A 20,504-nucleotide genomic window follows, 5' to 3' on the forward strand; every position below is an offset into this window, starting at 1 on the left:
CAACGCCGGCTATGCAAAAAGGCTATTCGCCGCGAAGGTTTTCTTCGGTCTCCTGCTTGCTCTTGCAGTGGATGCACAACGTGGTGACCGGGCGGGCCTTGAGTCGGGGCACGCCGATTTCCTCGCCGCAATCCTCGCACATGCCGTATTCGCCTTCCTCGATGCGCTGCAGGGCTTCCTGAATTTTCTTAATAAGGTAGCGTTCGCGCTCACGCAGCCGCAGGGTGAAGGTGCGGTCGGATTCCACCGTGGCGCGGTCGGCAGGATCGGCAAAGATCTCCATCTCGTTCATGTCTTCCAGCGTGGCCTCGCCCTTGGACTGGGCCTCCTCAAGCATTTTCTGGAGAAGGTTCCGGAAATATTCAATGTCTTTCGGGTCCATGTACACACTCCAATTGCAGCCTGGAAAGAATCGGTGTTCATATCCCACATCGCCCCCAAATGTAAAGATGGCGCCAGCGGCTCAAACCCTGCTTCCTCTTGACGGGCCGTTTCCCAAGCGGTAGCCCCCTTGCTTGGGCCAAACTGCGTAAGGAGAACTCCCGTGTTTGAACTGATTGTCATGTATGTAATGGTCGGTGCCCTGGCCGGGCTGCTGGCCGGCCTGTTCGGCATTGGCGGCGGGCTGGTCATCGTGCCCATGCTGCTGTTTTGCTTCACCAAGCAAGGTATTTCCAACGACATCATGATGCAGCTTGCCCTGGCCACCTCCATGGCCAGCATCTGCTTCACGTCGGTGTCCAGCGTGCGTGCGCACAATCAGCGCGGCGCGGTGGACTGGAGCATCGTCAAAGGCATTGCCGGGGGCGTGTTGCTGGGCACCTTTGGCGGATCATTCATCGCCTCTGCCCTGCCCACCACGGCGCTGAAAATCTTTTTTGTGATTTTCCTGTATTACGTGGCCACACAGATGCTCCTGGGCAAGCAGCCCAAGGCGTCTCGCGAGTTGCCCGGCATGGGCGGCATGCTGGGGGCCGGCGGGGTCATCGGCGTGGTGTCGGCGCTGGTGGGCATTGGCGGGGGCACGCTTTCGGTGCCGTTCATGGTCTGGCACAACGTGCCGCTGCACCGGGCCATTGGCACCTCTGCCGGCATCGGGTTTCCCATTGCCGTGGCTGGCACCCTTGGCTACATCTTCAACGGCTTCGGCGTGGCCGAGCGGCCGGGGTACTCCCTGGGCTTCGTGTATCTGCCGGCGCTGCTGGGCATTGTGCTGGTGAGTGTGCTCACCGCGCCCTGGGGCGTGAAGCTGGCGCACAGCCTGCCCGTGCCCAAGCTCAAGAAAGCCTTCGCCATTTTGCTGTATGTGGTGGGCACGCGCATGCTCATCAATACGCTGTAATTCGATCTGGCATCATGATGACAGGGGGCGGCAACCGGGCCGCCCCCCAGGCATCACGCGCGGCCGAATGCCTACGGCTGCAGCACAAAGCCCTTGGTGGACGGGCCTGTGGAAGCAGAGGTGCCGGCGATCTTGGACAGATACACATCGCCCAGGTTGGCGATGTGGGTGCCCACGTTATCAAAGTGATTGTAGTGCGTCTGTTCTTCCTCGATGATGGCTTCAAACAACTTCACCGTGATGTTATCGCCCATCTCGCGACAGACTTCCAGGAACTGGTTGTAGATGTCGATGGTGTTGTCTTCCAGACCGGCATCAAAGGGGAAGATGACGCGCACGTCCTGCCCCTTGGTCACGACATCGGCCAGCTCGGTGGTGGGCTCGCCGCCCAGTTCCTTGATGCGCTCGGCAAACTGCTCGGCGTGGCGCATTTCGTCGATGGCGATGAGCTTCATGTCCCGGGCCAGTTCGCCGTAGTCCATGGAATCCAACGCATAGTGCTGGTTCATGTACTGGGTGATGGCATGCAGCTCCATGCCGCGGGCTTTGTTCAGCACTTCAATGACCTTTTCGCGACGCTGTTCCTTGCTCAGGGCAGTCTCCATGAATCCTCCTCCATTGATATTCGTGGGAAAGCCCGGGCAGGCGCAGCGTATTCGCCGCACCGGCCCGGGGGTTGGTCACATGCAACCAACTGTAATCGTTTTACGCCAGACGTCAACGCCTTCCGACTCACCACACGACATTACGCCGCTGTGGCCTTGGCGCGCTCCTCGCTGGTCATGGCAGCCAGACGCTGCACTTCCTCCACCGGCAGGCCCAGGCCCTCGGCCACGCGGGTGCCATATTCCGGGTGGGCCTTGTAGAACACGGCCGCCTGCCGCAGCTGGATGCGCCGCTGGGCGCCGGCCAGATGCTCCACGATGTTGCCGACGAGGTTGGTCCGGTCCTCATCGGTCATCACCTTCGAGTACAGCGCGCCGGCCTGCTCGAAGTCGTCGTTGGGATGCGGGTACGGCTGCGGACCGGCCACGCCTTCCACGGGCAGGAAGGGTGCGCGAACATCGGGATCCGGGCCGGGGCCGTTGAAGCTGTTGGGCCAGTAGTTGGGGCCGGAGCCGCCGCCGTTGTCCACGCGCATGGCGCCGTCGCGCTGGTAGCTGGCCTCGGGGCGATGCTTGGGCGAGTTGACGGGAATGAGATGATAGTTCGAGCCCAGGCGGTGGATGTGCGTATCGTGATACGAGAACAGCCGGCCCTGGAGCATCTTGTCTGCCGAGGGCGCAATGCCGGGCACGAAGTTGCTGGGGTTGAAGGCGGCCTGCTCCACCTCGGCAAAGTAGTTCTCGGGATTGCGGTTCAGCACCATCTTGCCGATGACGATGGGCGGCACGTCCGCATGGGGCCAGACCTTGGTGATGTCGAAGATGTCGTAGCGGTAGTTCAGGCCTTGCTCATAAGGCATGATCTGCATTTCCAGGGTCCAGGAAGGGGAGTCGCCCTGTTCGATGGCCTGGAAGAGGTCGCGGGTGGCATGGTCCGGGTCGGCGGAGCGCATGGCCGCGGCCTCCTGCCGGGTAAAGTTCTTGATGCCCTGGTCGGTCTTGAAGTGGTACTGCACCCAGAATTTTTCGCCGGCGGCATTGTACCACAGATAGGTGTGGCTGGAGTAGCCGTTCATGTTGCGGTAGGTGGCCGGGGTGCCACGGTCGGAGAAGAGCACCGTCACCTGGTGGATGGATTCGGGCGTCAGGGACAGGAAATCCCAGAACATGTCCGCATCCTTGAGGTTGGTCTTGGGGTTGCGCTTCTGGGTGTGGATGAAGTCCGGGAACTTCAGCGGATCGCGGATGAAGAACACCGGGGTGTTGTTGCCCACCAGATCGTAGTTGCCTTCCTCGGTGTAGAACTTCACGGCAAAGCCGCGAGGATCGCGCTCGGCATCGGCAGACCCCTTTTCCCCGCCCACGGTGGAAAAGCGCGCAAAGACGTCCGTCTTCTTGCCCTTGGTGAGGAATCCGGCCCGGGTGTACTGGGAGACATCTGCTGTGCATTCAAAATAGCCGTACGCGCCGGCGCCCTTGGCGTGCACCACGCGTTCGGGGATGCGTTCGCGGTCAAAATGACCGAGTTTCTCCAGCAGGTGCACGTCCTGCATGAGCACCGGGCCGCGGGCGCCGGCAGTGTGGCTGTTGAGATCGTCGCCCACGGGGGCGCCGAAGGCCGTGGTCAGCGTCTTCTTGTCATTCGCCATGGCATGCTCCTGGTCCTGTGTGGATATGATGTTGCACCGGCAACCATTGCGTCGCCATTGTGATGAAGAGAGGCTCCGGGACAGGGCTTGTTCAAAGACTTCAGTTTTCATTCTTTATGGAAAATCATTCTCCAAAGCAAGCAATAATCCACCCCCCCGCAAAAAAATCATCCACCGCCCTCCCCCGCTCGCGCCCTCTCCTGCCAACACATTCCAACAAGCTGTTTTTAAGGATAAAATCCCTCCGAACGCGCTGCTATTCCACGCGATATTCCACCTGCGAGGCGCGGCCCTGGTCGTCCACCACCACCAGCGTATGCCGGCCCGGCTCCAGGGGCAGGAAGATCTGGGCATCGGGCGCGCCCGAGCCCTTGAGGCTGCCATCCTGATACCAGAACAGTTCCCGCACGTCCGGCCCGGCAAAGGCCTTGAGACCGATGCGCTGGAACTCCCGAGGCGCATCGCTGCGCAGGCGATACGGGGTGCGCGGGTCTGGCGACACCACCTGCGGTCCCTCGCCGGCCGCGGCGGCGTGACAGGTCGGATGCATGGCCGGCATGGCCTCTCCCTGCACGCCCTGGGCGCGCATCCAGGCGGTAAACTCCACGGGATACTGCCTGACGAGCCGTGGCACGTGCGGCAGGTGCTGCAGGCAATCCCCGGCCACGCGCTCGCCCGTCTCGGGATGAACGAAGATCCGCTGATGCAGCTCGCTGCGGGGCAGGCGGGTGCGGCCCTCGATGACCGTCACCTCCGTACGATCGGGGCAGGCCGGGCCGGGCAGCAGATGATCCGCCGCGCACACGGCCATGGTGGTGAGGGCCAGATCCAGGGGCCGCGTCAGCGCTGCGCCTGCGCCTTCCACCACGCGAAAGAGATCGAACAGCAACGGCCCGGCATGGGTGGCTCCGGAGATGCCCATCTCCGCCCGGCCATCCAGGTTTCCCACCCAGACGCCGATGGTGTATTGCCGGGAGACGCCCACGGCCCAGGCATCGCGGTGGCCGAAGCTGGTGCCGGTCTTCCAGGCCACGGACGGGGCGTCCTTGGCGTGCTGCCAGCTGCGGGGCAGGTCGGCCCGTTCCACGCGGGTGAGCATGTCCAGGGTCAGCCAGGAGGCCTCGCGGGAAAGAATGCGCGCGGCCGGCGGCGGGGCCTGTTCCTCCTGCAGCAGCAGCGCCGGCGGCCGGTACTGGCCCAGGGTGGCCAGGCTGGCGTAGGCGTTGGCCAGTTCCAGAAGCGTCACCTCGCACGCGCCCAGGGCCAGGGGCAGCCCGTACTCATACGGGGTCTTTTTCAGGGTGGAGAGGCCCGCCTGCCGCAGCAGCTCCAGGAACGCCGGCGGGGCCACCTGGGCCAGCAGCCGCACGGCCGGCACGTTGCGCGACTGCACCAACGCCGCCTCCACCGTGATCATCCCCTGGAACGTGCCGTCGAAATTCCTGACCGAATAACCGGAAATATCCGTTGGAATATCCAGCAGGTAAGACTTGGGGACGATGAGCCCCATGTCCATGGCCTGGGCATACAAAAACGGCTTGAGGGCCGAGCCGGGCGAACGGGCGATAAGGCAGCCGTTGATGAAGCCGTGATGCTCGAAGTCCATGTATTCAATGGAGCCGGCCATGGCGCGCACGGCGCGGGTCTCGTTCTCAATGACCACCACGGCCGCATTCTCCAGACGCTGCCGACGGATCCATTCGGCGCTGTCGCGCAGGCGGGACTCCACGGCGGTCTGCAGGGCGCGGTCGATGGTGGTCGCCACCATCACCCGACCGGAATCGCCCGGCGGCAGGCGCTGCTCGGCCAGGGCCTTGGCCAGTTCCGCCAGATGGGGCGCCAGACGCGGCAGGGGCGTCACGCCCTCGGGCAGTTGCTGGGCCATGGCCTGACGACGCTGGACGGCATCAATCCTGCCGCGCCGCTCCAGCACGGCCAGCAGGCGATCCCGGGCCCGGCGGGCGGCCTGGGGGTTCTTGACCGGATCGTACCCCTGGGGCGCGCGCGGCAGCACCGTGAGCAGGGCCGCCTCCCCCAGGGAGAGATGCTGCTGATCCTTGCCGAAATAGCTTTCCGCCGCTGCAGCCACGCCCACCACGTTGCCGCCGTAAGGCGTCATGTTGATGTAGCGTTCGAGGATTTCATCCTTGGAGAGCCGCCATTCCAGTTGCAGGGCGCGGAAGGACTCCAGAAGTTTGGCCCCGATGGTCCGCTCCCGGGGCTCGCACAGCCGGGCCAGCTGCATGGTGATGGTGGACCCGCCCGAGACCACCCGCCCGGCCCGCAGGTTCATGACGGCCGCCCGCAGGATGGCGAGGGGATTGACGCCGGGATGGCGGTGGAAATGGCGGTCCTCGGAAGCCACCAGCACGGCCCGAAACAGCGGCGAGACCTGCGCCAGGGGCACAGGCTGCCGGCGGCGGCCATCCGGCGGCAAAAAGACGCGCAGGGGCCTGCCATGGCGGTCCTGCACCGTCACGGCCGGCGTCTGATTGAGGGCATCCCAGGGAAAGGGAAAGAGTTGGTCCAGCCCGAGAAAGACCAGCCAGAGCAGCAACAGCGCGCCCCCGCCCCAGAGGCCGAGCGAGGCGAAGGCGCGCCGCCGGAAAATCCTACTGCACCACGCTGGCCAGGGCATGGCCGGCTCCGGAATCGGCCTCCTCGGCCGTCTTCTTTTTGATGGTTCGTGTCGGCACCGGAGCCGCCTTGCCACCGCCGGTCTGATCCACGCCGATGACTGTGGTGGACAGCTCGCCCGTCGCCAGCAGGGCCGGATCGTACATTGCTTCCGCCTGGGCCGGCGGGGTGATGAAGGCCCCGGGCGTGACAGCCCGCAGCAGGGCATACAGGTTCACCCAGTCCTTGCCGGGCAGATCCAGGAAGGTGACAATGCGGTCGTCCCGAATGTCCTGATGTCCCACTTCCGCCACCTGCTCCACCCAGGGCAGCCGTTCGGAGGTGGCCAGACGGGGATTCTCCACCTCCAACCCGGCCGGCAACAGGGTGGAGACGGCCACGTTGTCCACACCGCCCACGGTGGAGCGCAGCCGGGTGCGCATGACCACCAGATCACCCTGCTTGAGGGCCTGCATGTTCACGGGCTTGCCGTCGCGGGTGAGGAACTCGCGCTGCAGTTCCAGGCCGTCAGCCACCGGCTTGTGCGAGGCCGTTTCGGGCAGGCCGGTGGTGAACACGGTGTAGTACACCGCGCCTTCCTGCGGGGCGCTGCCGGGATCCAGGGCGATGGTCAGCGGCCCGTCATCCATGATGGCCTTTGTGCCGGTCAGGGACAGGGGGGCGGTGTCGCTGAAGGTGCCGAGCTTCTCCTCGCCCCGGTACACCGCGCCGGAGAACGGTCCCTTGGCCTGCTGCGCCCGGAAATAGCTGCCCAGGGCCAGGAAGGCGAAGCTGTTCTCCTGGGTGCTGCGGAAGCGCGAGGCGTCCATCAACCGTACCAGATGTCTGATCAGCTCCTCCACGCGCCGGTCGCCGGGCAGGACTTCCTGCAGCACCAGCACGCGCAGGGCCAGGTTGCCGATGGAGGAATCCAGCGCACCGCCGGTGCTGCGGGCGAGGTCCTCCACCTTCCACTTGTGTTCCAGCAGGCTTTCCATGGCCTGGACATTGCCGGACAAGGCAAACGCGCCGCCCAACAGTGTGGCCGCCCCGGGACGCAGGGCCTTGCCGTGCTCTTCCTGCAGATAGTCCATGGACCCGCGATCGGCCTTGCCGGCCTTGGCCAGCACAAAGGCGGCGTAGGCCAGGGTTTTGAGGCCGGCGGAGGACGTGTCCTCATGTTCCTTGAGCATCGTCCCCAGGGCGTCCAGGGTCTTGGCATACATGGCCTCGCCCACCTGGAAGCCTGCGGCCTTGGCTTCCGTGAGGAAGTGCGCAGCCTGCACCGTGGCCCAGGGCCAGGACTTCTTGCTGCCGGGCCACATGGCGAAGCCGCCGTCCTGGGTCTGCATGGTCTGCACGCGACGAATGGCGCTCTGCACCATGGCCTGGGCGCTGCGCTGCCGGAACAGCGCCGGCTCCAGGGCCGCGGCCATGTCTGCAAAATACAGCAACGGGAAGGCCTGGGAGACGGTCTGTTCCAGGCAGCCGTACGGGTAGCCCAGCAGGTCCTTGAGGCTGCCGGCATAGCGCAGCAGCGGGAAGCGGCCCACATGCACCTCGCGGCGCACCGTGCCGGGGATGAAGGCGGCTTCCGTGGGAATCGCCACCGTCACGGAGGATTCCGCCAGGGAGCCAGACTCGACCACGGTGCGGGCCGGCAGCGGCGCCCGGACCATGAATTCCACGCCGTCCTTGCCCGAGAGGGCCTGCGTGCCGTTCATGGTGCCCGCCGTGGCCGTGGCCGCGACGATGCCTTCGGCGTCCTCGGTGGTCAGATCGAAATAGACCAGCGACTCCCGCCCCTGCGACACGGCCACGGTCTGGTTGCCGCCCTTGACCCCGGCCGGTCCATCCGCCATCAACTGCACCTGGAAGGTGGCGTCCTGGCCGATATCATTGCGCACGGACACGGGAATCTTCACCGCTTCCCCAAAGGACAGGAATCGGGGGAAGGTGGCCGAGACGATGACCGGCGCACGCACCTGGACCTGTTCCTGCGCCGAGCCGAACCGTTTGCCCTTGGCAACCACGGCCATCACCCGCAGTGCGCCGTTGAAGTCCGGCACCTCGATGGTCCAGCGCACCTTGCCCTGGCTGTCGGCCACCAGCGGGCCGGACCAGAACCGCACCGGCTTGACCCGGCGCAGGGATTCCGTGCGCACGAACTGGCCGGCACGGCCATCGTCGCCGCCGGCCGGGGATCGGCCTTCGGTGGGATTCACCTCGGGCAGCAGCATGGCGAAGGTGTCGTAGGAATTCATCTCCAAGGCCCGCTTGGCGTAAAAATGGCCAAAGGGGTTAGGGGTTTTCTGATTGATGAGCTGCAGGATGCCCTCGTCCACGGCGGCCAGGGTCACCACGGCGTCAGGATCGGTGACGGCCTCGATGGTCAACGGCCCCTCGGGACGCATCATCGGGGGCAGGGAAAAGGCGATGGCCGGACGATTGGCCTCGCGGTCCACAAACAGCGGCGTCCAGCCCGCGGCGCGGCCGACCATGCCGGGCTCGATTTCCCCGGCCTTGCGCACCAGGATGGCGCTTATGTACACGTTGGGCGAATAGGCCTCGGTGACGGGGAAGGAGACCGTGGCCGTGTTGCCCTCCATGGGGTGCAGTTGCAGATCGTAGACGCGATCCTTTTCCACGGTCACCAGCACACGGCCGGCAAAGGGGGCGCGGATCTGCACGGTGGCCGTCTCGCCGGGCTTGTACTCGGCCTTGTCCGGCACCAGTTCCAGGGTGGCCGGATTCTCCACGGCCCAGGGCGAATAGCCCCAGCCGCCGGCATAGAAGGTGGCCTGGGAGGCCGCGCCGCCCTGCTCGTCCGCAATCTCCACGCGGTAGCTGCCGAAGTCCGGGGGCGTCCACTGGAAGCTGCCCTGCCCGCCGGCCGCGGTGAGGCTGAGTTCCTCCATGGGCACGCTCTGGCGCTCGGACTCGTAGCGGAAGCTGCCGGAAGGCGTCTTGCGCAGCACAGTCTGCCACTGATCCTTCCAGATCACGGCCTTGAGGGATGCGGCGGCCTCGGTGCGGTTGCCGTCCGGGTCCACCACCACATAGTCAAAGGTCATGGGCTCGCCGGGATTCACGCCGGTGCGGCCCAATTGCTTGATGCCCACATAGCGCGCGTAGGCGTGCACGGTGCGGGTGAGCCGGGCCGCCACGCCGCGGCCGCCGCGCTCGCGCACGCGGGCCACCATTTCCGCCTGCAGAGCTGCAGGCGGGCGCACGCCCTCGGGGATGACGGTCTCCAGGCTGATGCGCCCTTCCTCATCCAGCACCCCTTCCTTGTTGAAAATTTCCTGATCCTGGAATTTCAGGTCCGCATTGCCGAACAGATACCCCGGAAACGCTTTGGAGGAGAACGGCGCGGGCTTGAGCCGCACCGTGGCTTCCACGGGCAGGGCCGAGGCCGGCGGGCCGAAAAAGTAGCGGCTGTCCACGGTGAAGCGCAGGGCCTGACCAACCCGGGGTTCGGCGTCCGGGGCCTGCACGTCCACCTTGATGCGGTCCGGGAGAAATTCTTCCACCTGATAGCGATATTCGCCCACCACCTTGTCCGCCACCAGACATTCCACCAGATAGCGGCCGGTCAGGGCGAAGGGGGGGATGTCCAGATCGAATGTCGCCACGCCCTGGGCATCGCTTTTGATCACCATGGCGGCCAGCTCCTGGCCGCGGGGATCCTTGTGCACGAGCTTGAGGGGCATGGCCGGCGGGGTGCCAAGGCTGGCATCGCGCAGCAGCGCCACGCCGTGGGCGGTTTCGCCGGGGCGGTAGAGATCGCGTTCGCCGTAGAGATAGGCCGTGTAGCCGGCCTGGGCCATCTGCAGGCCGCCCACGTCCTGGCCGGTCTGGTCGATGCGGAACTGATCGAAGAGCAGGAAGGAGAAGTCGTCGTCGGTTTCGGCCAGCAGCAGATAGGGCCGGTGCTTTTCCAGGGCGGCCTTGTCCAGGGCCACTTCCCACAGACCTTGCTCGCTGGTTTTGCCCGTGGCCAGCACCTGATTCTGATAGCTGAGCAGCGTCAGCCTGACGTCCGGCAGGGCCTGCAGGGAATCCACCGAGGCCGCGCTGACCACCAGTTCATCCACGCCCAGTTTGGCCACCAGCCCGATATCCGTGAGCAGCACCCAGCGCTGGGCGGCGCTGTAGCGTCCCGGCAGGGCGGCGGAGATGCGGAACAGGCCTTTTTCGTCTGCGGGAATCAGGCTGTCCAGTTCCAGGGGCGTCGCCTGCTCCACGTTCGTGTCCGCCGGCAGGGTGATGTCCTTGGAGAGCAGCCGGTCGCCCAGGTAATCGTACACCTCGCCGCCGTAGTTCTCGTCTTCCAGCAGGGTACCGCTGGAATACTGACCCAGGAGGAGGAAGAGATTGTTGCGGTAGACGCGATCCACGGCCAGACTGGCGGTGTCGGTGTTCACCGAGGTCAGGCCCAGCGTCTTGAAACCGGCCTTGGAGAGAAACACGCCCTTGCCGGAAAAGCCCAGGGTGGGTTCCAGATCCGGCATGTCGGCCCGCACGGTCACGCCCTGCTGCAGCCGGGCGCCGTCCAGGGCCTTGAGTCCCTTGGCCAGGGTGATGGTGTACGTCTGCCCGGGAGCGAACTTCCCGTTAAGCAGCACCTCTTCCCCCGAGGCGACCACGGAATAGGCCACCGGCGGCTCCACGCGGATGGCGTCCCGCGCTGCCGCCTGCTCCACTCCGGCGGAAAGGGTGATGGTCACCGTGCCCTGCCCTGACCGGCTGACGGCGGAGGCGTTCTTGACCGTGAGGTTGGGATTGAGCTGCACCGTCACCAGTCGGGTGAAGGGCGCTTCCAGCTCCAGATCGCCCTCGGCCTGTCGAAGGCCCTTGGCCAGGGTGAAGGTGTACTTCGCTGCGTCCTTGGTACGAGGAAACGGCCCGGCGGCAAAGGTGAGGTGGCGGGAGCGCCACGTGGTCTGCAGGGAAATCTCCTGCTGCTTGCCGGCAGGGTCCTTGAGGGTAAGGAATTTGAGGAGCTGTTCCGGATCCACGGCCTCGCTCAGCTCCAGCACGCCGCGCAGGATGGTCTTGGCGGGCGCTTTGGGATCGGTTTCCTGCGTGACTTCGAGCTTGCGAACGCCGAAGACGCCGGTTTTCAGAAAGGCCGTCTCACCATCCGCCAGGCGCATGCCTTTGGGCAGCAGCCGGGCCTGGTTGAAGGAGATCTTGTACCGGGCGTTCTGCCTGAGGGGCGTATTGGCGTCGAATCGCAGCACAAAAGGGCTGATCCAGGACCAAGTCCCCTCAATACGCGGATCCAGCACCGCGGGCGCGCCGCCGGTGATCTTGCCCACCCGGCCCTGGGCCACGGGCTGGTCGAAGGCGATGAGCACGAAACTGCGCGCCTGACCGTCCATGGTCATGGCGGCGATGCGCACGGCATTGCCGGCAGCGGCTGCAGGCGGAGACTGGGCCGCCGCCACGCCCGTCAGCCACACGAGGCCCGCCAGCAGCACCGCTGGCAGCACCGGCAGCCAGGCAGACAGCAAGCGAGGGATCGGGTTCCAGCGGCAATCGCGGGCAATTCCAGCAGCGCAACGCTGGGGCATGGTGCTCTCTCCTTGACAAAAGGCGGACTGCGAAAATTTTTCTCGAGTTTCTTCCTTACATGCTGTGCGGAATAAACACAAGCGAAGGTGTATTTCGCGTGTCCTCGCCCGCCGGCTTGACTGGAACGGAATGTCCCTTACACTGGAGACATGTCCATTCGTCCCCTTTACGCTCTTGTGGTGCCGGGTCTGCTGGTCTGGTGCGTGCTGCACGGCGCGCCGGCCGCGGCCTATACCGTGTATGGCTACGAAGATCCCCTGGGCATGCTGCATCTTTCCCGCACCAGGGTGAACGAGCGGTACAAGCCGCTGTACGAGGGAACCATCGAGCGCCCGCCGCGGGGCCTGAAGGCCCCTGCAACTGGCGCGACTGGCGCGACTGGCGCGACTGGCCAGACGGGCCAGACGGGCCAGACGGGCCAGACGGGCGGTGGCCAGACGGCACGACCGGCCCATGTCGAACTGCTGCGATTGTTGCGGGAAAAGCAGGCCATCATGGAGCCGCAAGGCCCCCTCACCGGCTTCACCAACCTGCCGCCGGCTCCGCCCCCGGGCGTATTCAGGGGCACGCCGGCCAGTTCCTGGTCTCCGGATCGGCTGGCAGCCTGGGCCGCCTCGCGGCCCTATCCGCATCCCCAGGCCACCCGCGCGCTCATGGCCGCCATCCAGCGCCATGCCACGGCCAACCTGCTGGACCCGGTGCTGGTGTATTGCGTCATCGAACAGGAGAGCAACTTCTGCGCCACGGCCGTCTCCCCCAAGGGAGCGGAAGGAATCATGCAGATCATGCCGGATACGCAGCGTCTGCTGGGCCTGACCACGCCCTTTGACGCCGACGCCAACATCAAGGCCGGGGCCACCTACCTGCGATGGATGCTGCGCACCTTCAAGGAGACGTCCCTGGCCCTGGCTGCCTACAACGCCGGGCCGCAGAACGTGGAGAAATATGGCGGTGTACCGCCCTTTGCCGAAACGCGGGACTATGTGACGCGCATCCTGGCCCGACAGGCCCATATTCTGAGCCTGCCGAACCGGGACGCCCCCCGTCCACACAGCGATAAAAACAAATCGTGATTGTTATTCCAGCGGCTTGAAATCGCTGAAGAGCAGATTGCGGGCCACTTCCTGGATGTCTGCCCGGTATGACCCGGTGCGGACAGCTTCCTTGAGCAGGCGGACCTTTTCGGCCCGGGCGGCCTGTTCGGCGGCGTGCGCGGCAGCGTCATCGGCTGTCACGCGGCGGGCACTCAGGGTCACGCGATCCTTGGAGGATGTCCCGTGCTGGCGAGCCTCCGTGCCGCGTTGCCTGGCCCTGGTCGTCTCTTCGGGAGAGACTTCCGCGCCTGCGATGAGCTTTTTGACATCCATCTGCCGCCCCTTGACAATTTTGGACCGCCGCCGCGGCCACTTCTTCCATTGTCATTCATATCGGCCACGGGGTGCTTAATTATTAGGGCAGACAGGCTCAAACTAGCGATGTTACTGCGCTTTATCCTCCAACCCCCCCTTGGTGTTGACTAAAATTTACACTCCCTCAGCATGGATTCTGGATTCGTCGAACCGATCCACTGGCCCCTTGGCCTCCCGTGGATGGCCCACCGGAATGAAGCAGAACGGCACCAGCCGTTCCGGCAGGCGGAAACGTGCCCGGAACACGGCGACCCGCTCTTCCACAGGATAAATCCCCGTCCAGACCGTGCCCAGGCCCAGGGCCGTGGCAGCCAGCAACAGATTCTGCACCGCGGCGGCGCAGTCCTGCGGCCAGAAGCCGGGGTACTTCTCGCGGGAAACATCCCCGCACACCAGCACGCCCAGGGGAGCCTTGGGGGCCATCCTGGCATAGGGGTGAATCTCGGCCACCACCTGCAGCATGGCGGCATCCCGCACCACCACGAATTCCCAGGGCTGGGCATTGCCGGCAGACGGCGCAGCCATGGCCGCTCGCAGCAGGGTTTCCACCTGGGCCTCGGTCACGGGCGCTGCCGTGTAGTCCCGGATGCTGCGGCGGGTGTGAATGGCGGTCAGACAGTCCATGGAATCCTCCTGGTTGACAGTACAACTTTCCCCTTCGTATAGTGCATGCCATGCAAATTGTCATCGTCGCCGTGCTGCTGCCGCTGGCCCTGGGGATTCTGGTGATGACCGGGCTTACCAGCCTGTTCTGGTTGTACGAAGCCGTGAACACCGGCCACGCGGGGTTCCTGGCCACACGATGGCGACTCTCCCTGCCGCAGGCCATGGTCCGGCTGCTGCTCTCCAGCATCCGATCGCATGTGCTGGCCTACGGCCTCTATCCCCTGGGCCTGTTTCCCGCGTTGCACCGCACGGAGGGCGAGTCCGAGCGGCCGCCGGTGCTGTTTGTTCATGGTCTGTACCACAACGCCTCCGCCTGGCTGCTCTTCCGGCGCTGGCTGGCCCGAGACGGCTTCACCCGCACGAAGGCCCTGCACTACTGGTCCTTTGGCACGGACTATTTCACCATTCTGGAAAAACTCGCCCGCGCCGTGGATGCCCTGCGCGCCGCCCACCCCGGCGAACCGGTGGTGCTGGTGGGGCACAGCCTGGGCGGCCTGCTGATCCGCGGCTACCTCTCCAGCCCGCACTGCATGGACGGCGAAACCTGCAAGGTGGCCGCCGCTGTGACCCTCGGCGCGCCCCATGGCGGCAGCCGGCTGGCCGCCCTGGGCATCGGGCGGCTGGCGCGGTCCCTGCTGTATCACGGCCCGCTCATCCGGGTGCTGGAGGCCCGGGACCAGCCGCCGGCGTGTCCGGTCCTGGCCCTGACCACCCCCCTGGACAACTTCGTCCTGCCGGCCGACGGCAGCGACATCGCCCTGCCCGGCTGGACCCTGGAAGCCGGCGCACCGGTGTGCCATGTGGGGATGATCCACCACGAGCCCACGGCCCGCCGCACGGCGCAGTTCCTGGCCGGGGCCGTCTCGTCCCTCCCCGCGACGTCTCTTCCATAAAAAACCGCCGCCCGGGCGATGGTCCCGGACGGCGGCGTGCAGGCTGACAATCCCTTGCCTACGGGCAGACAATCTCTTCATAGTACGCCTTGCCGCTGCTGTCGCGGTGTTCGAGGTAGCATTTCGTGTCCACCACATAGACCTTCTGGTTGTTGCTTGTCGAAAGGAGGATGGCTGTTGCCGGCAATGCCAGCAGCGCCCCCGCGGCGATTCCCACGGCATACGGATTGACGTAGCCTGGGGCATAGGCCCGCGGCACGGGCACAGGCACGGGCACGGGCACGGGTGGCCGGACCGGCGGATACACGGGCGGACGAACGGGCGGCGGCACGGGCGGCCGCATCCCTGGCGGTGGGGGCACTGGAGGGCGTCCCCCAGGAGGCACTGCGCCAGGAGGCACTGCGCCAGGAGGACGTGCGCCAGGAGGACGTGCGCCGGGAGGACGTGCACCGGGAGGTCTGGTTGCCGGAGGACGCTGGGCCGGGGCCGGCACCCATGCCCCCCCGGCTGCTCGCGCCGGGGGAGGTGGTGCGCCAACGCGTCCTCGCGGCGCAGCACCCATGCCAGCCCGCGAGGCTTGCGGCGGTCGCGAAGCCTGCGGAGGACGCGGCGCCGGCGCGCGCATGGCGGGCTTGGGTCTTGCGCCCACCGCGCCCCTGGGCGCGTGCATGGCCGGACCGCGAGGCCCGCCGCCACCACCGCGCCCTCCCCTGCCTTCCACCAAGGGCACCCCCGTGACCAGCAGGCAGACTGCCAGCACGAGCGTCATCGCCATGCGTTTCCATTGGCTGGACATGACGACCTCCTAGGGCGCGGCGGCCGTGGTGTTGGCGAACATGGCGGCATCGAAAGTGCATCCTGAAGTCGGTGTGTACACAAAGGTGGTGCTCGGATGTTTGACCATTTTCCAGTCCCGCAACACGGCCGCAAACTGGGGCGAGGCCGGCAACTGCTTTTCGGTAATGACCAGTTTGCGCGGCAGGGAGCGGGAGGAATCCTCCACCCACAGCTGCCAGTCCACGTCCTCGCCCACGAACAGCAGATGATGGCAGGCCACGCCCTCCACCATGGATATCCCGATGTAATAGCCGTCAGTGGGCTGCACGGCCTCGCAGGGCTTGTTCATGAGCACGTCGCCCAGGGGGGAATCAAGCCCGTATTCCGTGGAGAGCTTTTGCAGCAGGGCGTTGGTATCCGTGCCTGCCTGCACGGCGCCGTAGCGTCCCATCTTGGGCAGGGCCAGGGTGAAGGTTTGCCCGTTGAAATAGGTGGACACGGTGAAATCATCGCCTCGGGTGACGGTACGGAAGTGGTCCGGCCGGCGCACATCCAGCGACGTCTGGCGGCCGTACTGAATTTTGACGCCGTCCTCAAACACGGTATCCACCAGCACGTCTGCCTGCACGGAAAAACTCTGCAGCGCATCCATGGCGGTGCACATGTTCCGATACACGGCAGCAGCCCGGGGTTCCAGGCCATCGCCGTCGCCCTTGCCGGCCGCCGGCTGGGCCATCGCGTTCCCCATGCTGCCGAACACCCACACCGCCAGCCCCAGCAGCAACGCCACGTTGAGCCTTCGCATGCCTTGTTCCTCCGTATAGGTATGCCCCACACGCACCGCGTGTGATGTTTGATTGCCACCAGTATGCCACGCCATGGAGCGTGTGGCAATGCATTGTCGATTCTTGTTGACAGCGGCGGCGTGGTGGTATCCCCTTTGGAAATGATGGATGCCCGGTACATTCTGGACACCTGGACCGCAGAAGTCCTGTCCTTCCGCATGGCAGGCGCAGGCCACGTCGACGCGGCCGCACTTTCTGGTCCCGTTGCCTCGCCTCAGGCTCTGCTGGCCCGGGCGCAGCGGCTCATGCAGGCTGCCGGCCGCAGCCGGCTCCTGGCGCTCGGCGCGGAAACGGCCCTGCTGCCGCACCTGACCGCAACCGGCCTGCCGTGTCTGGTGGTGGAAACCCGCCTGGATCATGCCCGACACATCCGCGCGGCCTGGCCCCATGTTCCCCTGCTGGCGGACTCCTCTCCCTGGGCCCTGCTGCTGCTGCTGACTGCGGCCGGCTGGGCCGGCGAGACCGTGCAGCCCCTGCAGACCGCCCCACAGGAAGACGCCCTGGTGCGCTTGGCCCGGCTGCTGCCGGCAGTGCGGCCCTTTTCCGTGCCTGCAACGCCTGCCACCGTTGCGCCGTCCCTCAGTCTGGCGGCCATCCTGCATCCACAGGAACCCGATCTGGCGGGATTTTTCGCCCACCTGCCGCCCTGGCTCACCGAGGCCGTGCTGGTGTGGGATGCGCCAGATCTCCGGGATCTGGCAGACATGCCGGCAACGCCCTGGCCGGTGCGGCAGGAAGCCCGGCCGCTGACGGACGGCTTCCATCAGCAGCGCAACCATGCCTTGTCCCTGTGCGGCGGCGAGTGGGTGTTGTTGCTGGACGCCGACGAGCGCCTGCCGCCGGAGGTCTGGGCGGCGTTGCCCTCCCTGATGGCTGCGCCGGATGTGGATGCCTGGTGGCTGCCGCGGGAGACGCTGCACCCGGATGCCGAACATTGCCTCATCGGCTACGGCCTGTGGCCGGATCTGCAACTGCGGCTCTTCCGCCGCCGGCCGGGTCTGCACTTTGCCGGGGCCGTGCACGAGCGGCTCCAGGGGGTGGATTCCCTCCCCGGCGGCCAGGCCGTGGCCTGCCAGCTGCATATCCGCCATGAACAGCGCCTGCGCAAAACCCCGGCCGATCTGGCAGCCAAGCTGGCCCGGTTCGATGTGCTGGGCGGACGGCCGCAACACCTGCTGCAGCAGGAATATCCTGTCCTGCCACGAAACGTCTTGCACCACCTCCTGGCGGCCGCGCCGGAAGGCCTGCTGCTGCCGCGACGCCTGGGCGCTCCCGGCGCGTGATCCCCGCCGGACAGGAGAAAATTCGATGGTGTTGCGGGGCGTCCTGCATCGCGCCCTTGATTTGGCGAACGTGTCGGGATATGAGGCGTTATTCAGACATCATGAAGGTGTTCCATGCAAATCGTCTGCCCCAAGTGCCAGTTTGCCCGCGAGCTTCCCGACGACAAGGTGCCTGCCAACGCCAAGGTGGCCACCTGTCCGAGATGCAAGATCAAATTTCAATTTCGGGAGCTGCCGGACGAAGCCGCTGCGCCGGCGGCACCGCCCGCCCGTCCTGCAGGAACGCCACCGGCGGCGGGAACGCCTCCGCCGCCTGCCAGCGCGCCGCCCTTGCCGGGTTCCCGGCAGGCGCAGGCCCCCGGCCGTGTGGGCCTCAGGCCGCCGACCGCGCCGGGTGATCCCGGGGAAGGCATCTGGAACCGCCTGGAGGCCATGCCTCCCGGTGCCGTGCCCCCGGCCTTTGATCCGGATACCGCCGCGCCGTCCAGGCATGGTTCCCCGGCGCCAGGGTTCCCCCCGGGCGTTGCTGCCGGGCGTGATCGAAGCCAGCCGGCAGGGCCAGCCCAGACGCACAGGCTGATCAAAAACCCCCTGGAAGAAGCCGCAGAAGCCGAATATGCCGCGGAACAGGCCCAGGAACAGGCCGCGGAACAGGCCCAGGGCGAACCGGGCTTCCTGCGCTATACCCGCCGCAACACAGGCGCCGCCCAGCCCTCTCATGCCTCGCAGACCTCTCAGACCTCTCAGACCAGGGGCGCAGCCGAGGACTTTGCCCAGCCCTCCTACATGCGCGACCACCAGCGCCAGCAGGAACGCGGCGGCCGGCACAACGACGTCCCCTGGGAACACCCCCGGGAGCATGGCGGCTGGCTGAAGGCCCTGGTCGCCACCAGCAAGGCCGTGCTGTTCGCGCCTTCGTCCTTCTTCCGCCACATGCCCGTGGGCGGCGGCGTCTCCAAGCCCCTGATCTTCGCCATGCTCATGGGCACGTTCCAGGCGCTGATCACCCTGATCTATCAGGAAGCCGGCCTCTCGATTTCCCTGAACGACGACGCCGGCATGAGCCAGACCGCATTGGCCGCCGTGACCATCGGCCTGGTCGTCGCCATGCCGCTCCTCATCGCCATCGGCCTGTGCATCCACTCCTTCTTCACCACCCTGGCCCTGCGCGTCTTCAAGGCCGCCGGCAACGGCTACGAAGGCACCTTCCGCGCCATGGCCTATGGCACCGCGGTGTCACTGTGCACCATCATTCCATTCGTGGGTCCGGTTATCGGCGGTATCTGGGGCTTTGTGCTGATGTTCATCAGCCTGAAGAACATCCACGGCACCAGCTATGGCAGGGTGATCCTGGCCGTCCTGTTCGTGATTGTCCTTGTTGCCGTCCTGTTCGCGGTGCTGGGCATGCTCCTGGCCCTTGGCCTGGGGGTGGGGCTGTCCATTCTGGGAGGCGGGGCCTGATGCTGCGGAGGCTGCGCGCCTGGATGCGCACGCGGCTGTGCCAGATGCGCCACGATCTGCGTCGGACGCTTGACGCCCTGCGGGAACGCCGTCAACTGGAACGCGAATTGACGGCCGAATCCTTCCGCGACCTGGCCCGGGAACTGCGCGAACTGGCCGGCCTGTGTCGCGCCCTGTGGCCCCGGCAGCATGCCTTTCAGGAGCGCATCAAGCGTATTATGGACGAAATGGAGCAGCTGGACCGGCTGGCGGCCACCCCGCAATTCCGGCGGCTTTCTTCCCAGAAGCGTCTGGAGATCAGAAAAAGTCTGCTGCACTCCCGCAACCAGCTCATGGAGACGGTGCAGAACGCCCCGGCGCCCACCACCACTCTGCAGTAGGGCATTTTAATTTTGAAAAAGNTCTACAGAAAGGGGTTCCCCCAGGAACTCTTCTCAAAGATAAAATGCCCTGGCACCCGTTTGTTGCGGAACGATTCTTGCTTCCATCACGGCATCCCGCCAGCCGCGTGACGCTTGCCGCGTTGCGGCCGGTTCCTGCCACCATGGGAGCACGAGCATGTTTCGCACCTTTCTGCACAAATGGACCCTTGTCGCCGCTGCCCTGCTCACCGCGGGCTGTTCCGGCAGCTCCTTCGACCTTGCCTCCACGCCGGTGTTGCAGATTGAACCGCCGGTCACGGTGGCGTACTCGCCGCAGGTGTATGTCCACCCGGCCCAGCATGCGGAACGGCCGTACACCGCCGTGTTTCTGCCCTTCCGCATGCAGCAGGCCATGGACCACTCCAGCCATTACGGCCGCGAGGTCGCCCGGCTGTTCTATCAGACCTGGCTGTCGCAAAAGCTGTTCCCGGTGATGGAGTTCGAGGAAAGCATCTCAGGGCAGCACGCCAACTTCGGGCAGAGCCAGGCCGTGGCCATTGCGCGCTCCAAGGGGGCGGATCTGGCCATCACCGGCCGGGTGACGCGGCTGCTCGCCGGCGGCAGCGTGGGCAAGAGCGAGGTGGCCATCCGCCTGGAGATCTACGACGCCCGTTCCGGGCAGCTCGTCTGGTCCATGGCGCATTCCGGCAGCATGGAATCCATCCAGACGCATGACTATCTGGTCTTCTTCCTCAGAAACAATCTCCCCGCCGACCCGGTGTACGCCATCACGGCCTCCATTGCCCGCAACATGGCCATCCCCATGCAGCGCTGGCTCAGGCCCACGCCCGAGCAACTGGCGCATCAGCGGCAGGTGAACCAGGCCAACGCCACCGACGGCACCCTGCTTTCTCCCAACGTGCCGGCCTCCCAGCAGTACCTGTATGGCAGCGAGGTGCGCCAGCCCGTGGAGGATGGTCCGCCCCCGCCGCCCCCGAGCCTGCTGTAACGCCTGA

17 protein-coding genes are annotated in these 20,504 nt (G+C 65.9%); 8 read left to right on the forward strand and 9 right to left on the reverse strand.

Annotated elements, in window-relative coordinates; translation table 11 throughout:
- Positions 1–22: 22 nt before the first annotated feature.
- Positions 23–382: an RNA polymerase-binding protein DksA gene (gene dksA, locus DGI_RS13210; RefSeq protein WP_021761625.1), complete on the reverse strand. Its 360-nt coding sequence runs from the start codon at positions 380–382 to the stop codon at positions 23–25.
- A 162-nt stretch (positions 383–544) separates the two neighbouring features.
- Here dksA and DGI_RS13215 point away from each other — a divergent pair, with 162 nt between their 5' ends.
- On the forward strand, positions 545–1,342 hold the full coding sequence (locus DGI_RS13215) for a sulfite exporter TauE/SafE family protein (RefSeq protein WP_021761626.1): 798 nt from the start codon (positions 545–547) through the stop codon (positions 1,340–1,342).
- Positions 1,343–1,413: 71 nt separating this feature from the next.
- On the opposite strand, the gene DGI_RS13220 is transcribed toward DGI_RS13215, so the two are convergent.
- The 4 genes from DGI_RS13220 to DGI_RS13235 all read right to left on the reverse strand — a co-directional run bounded on the left by DGI_RS13220 (position 1,414) and on the right by DGI_RS13235 (position 11,791).
- Positions 1,414–1,947: a ferritin-like domain-containing protein gene (locus DGI_RS13220; protein WP_021761627.1), complete on the reverse strand. Its 534-nt coding sequence runs from the start codon at positions 1,945–1,947 to the stop codon at positions 1,414–1,416.
- Between the two features lie 140 nt (positions 1,948–2,087).
- On the reverse strand, positions 2,088–3,596 hold the full coding sequence (locus tag DGI_RS13225; protein WP_021761628.1) for a catalase: 1,509 nt from the start codon (positions 3,594–3,596) through the stop codon (positions 2,088–2,090).
- 256 nt (positions 3,597–3,852) lie between these two features.
- Positions 3,853–6,234, reverse strand: coding sequence for a penicillin-binding protein 1C (gene pbpC / locus DGI_RS13230; protein WP_021761629.1), 2,382 nt, complete (start codon positions 6,232–6,234; stop codon positions 3,853–3,855).
- Complete coding sequence (locus DGI_RS13235; RefSeq protein ID WP_021761630.1) at positions 6,209–11,791, reverse strand: alpha-2-macroglobulin family protein; 5,583 nt, start codon at positions 11,789–11,791, stop codon at positions 6,209–6,211. Before DGI_RS13235 ends, pbpC begins: the two co-directional genes overlap by 26 nt.
- Before the next feature lie 150 nt (positions 11,792–11,941).
- On the opposite strand from DGI_RS13235, the gene DGI_RS19280 reads away from it, so the two are divergent.
- Positions 11,942–12,865: a lytic transglycosylase domain-containing protein gene (locus tag DGI_RS19280; RefSeq protein ID WP_021761631.1), complete on the forward strand. Its 924-nt coding sequence runs from the start codon at positions 11,942–11,944 to the stop codon at positions 12,863–12,865.
- A 3-nt stretch (positions 12,866–12,868) separates the two neighbouring features.
- Here DGI_RS19280 and DGI_RS13245 read toward each other — a convergent pair whose 3' ends face one another.
- Positions 12,869–13,159 carry a flagellar biosynthesis anti-sigma factor FlgM gene (locus DGI_RS13245; RefSeq protein ID WP_021761632.1) on the reverse strand — a complete coding sequence of 97 codons (291 nt, stop codon included), beginning with the start codon at positions 13,157–13,159 and terminating at the stop codon, positions 12,869–12,871.
- Positions 13,160–13,315: 156 nt separating this feature from the next.
- Positions 13,316–13,825, reverse strand: coding sequence for a nitroreductase family protein (locus DGI_RS13250; RefSeq protein ID WP_021761633.1), 510 nt, complete (start codon positions 13,823–13,825; stop codon positions 13,316–13,318).
- Between the two features lie 50 nt (positions 13,826–13,875).
- Between DGI_RS13250 and DGI_RS17430 the strand changes: the two genes are divergently transcribed.
- Positions 13,876–14,760 carry an esterase/lipase family protein gene (locus DGI_RS17430; RefSeq protein WP_021761634.1) on the forward strand — a complete coding sequence of 295 codons (885 nt, stop codon included), beginning with the start codon at positions 13,876–13,878 and terminating at the stop codon, positions 14,758–14,760.
- 58 nt (positions 14,761–14,818) lie between these two features.
- Here DGI_RS17430 and DGI_RS18895 read toward each other — a convergent pair whose 3' ends face one another.
- Positions 14,819–15,091: a hypothetical protein gene (locus DGI_RS18895; protein ID WP_162148909.1), complete on the reverse strand. Its 273-nt coding sequence runs from the start codon at positions 15,089–15,091 to the stop codon at positions 14,819–14,821.
- Positions 15,092–15,320: 229 nt separating this feature from the next.
- On the opposite strand from DGI_RS18895, the gene DGI_RS18900 reads away from it, so the two are divergent.
- Entirely contained in the window at positions 15,321–15,569 is a 249-nt protein-coding gene (locus DGI_RS18900; protein WP_162148910.1) for a hypothetical protein, read from the forward strand.
- Here the strand turns inward: DGI_RS18900 and DGI_RS18825 are convergent.
- Positions 15,566–16,342 carry a DUF2092 domain-containing protein gene (locus tag DGI_RS18825; RefSeq protein ID WP_051286616.1) on the reverse strand — a complete coding sequence of 259 codons (777 nt, stop codon included), beginning with the start codon at positions 16,340–16,342 and terminating at the stop codon, positions 15,566–15,568. The genes DGI_RS18900 and DGI_RS18825 overlap by 4 nt on opposite strands.
- 93 nt (positions 16,343–16,435) lie before the next feature.
- On the opposite strand from DGI_RS18825, the gene DGI_RS13275 reads away from it, so the two are divergent.
- The 4 genes from DGI_RS13275 (at position 16,436) to DGI_RS13290 (ending at position 20,497) form a co-directional block, all read left to right on the forward strand.
- A complete protein-coding gene (locus DGI_RS13275) occupies positions 16,436–17,665 on the forward strand; it encodes a glycosyltransferase (protein WP_051286617.1) in 1,230 nt (409 codons plus the stop codon).
- Between the two features lie 114 nt (positions 17,666–17,779).
- Positions 17,780–19,126 (forward strand): YIP1 family protein, encoded by a 1,347-nt coding sequence (locus tag DGI_RS13280; RefSeq protein WP_021761640.1) that lies wholly within the window; start codon positions 17,780–17,782, stop codon positions 19,124–19,126.
- A complete protein-coding gene (locus DGI_RS13285) occupies positions 19,126–19,506 on the forward strand; it encodes a hypothetical protein (protein ID WP_235619963.1) in 381 nt (126 codons plus the stop codon). Before DGI_RS13280 ends, DGI_RS13285 begins: the two co-directional genes overlap by 1 nt.
- Positions 19,507–19,684: 178 nt before the next feature.
- On the forward strand, positions 19,685–20,497 hold the full coding sequence (locus tag DGI_RS13290) for a hypothetical protein (RefSeq protein ID WP_021761645.1): 813 nt from the start codon (positions 19,685–19,687) through the stop codon (positions 20,495–20,497).
- Positions 20,498–20,504 lie beyond the last annotated feature (7 nt).

This window comes from Megalodesulfovibrio gigas DSM 1382 = ATCC 19364 (assembly GCF_000468495.1).
GTDB lineage: Bacteria > Desulfobacterota > Desulfovibrionia > Desulfovibrionales > Desulfovibrionaceae > Megalodesulfovibrio > Megalodesulfovibrio gigas.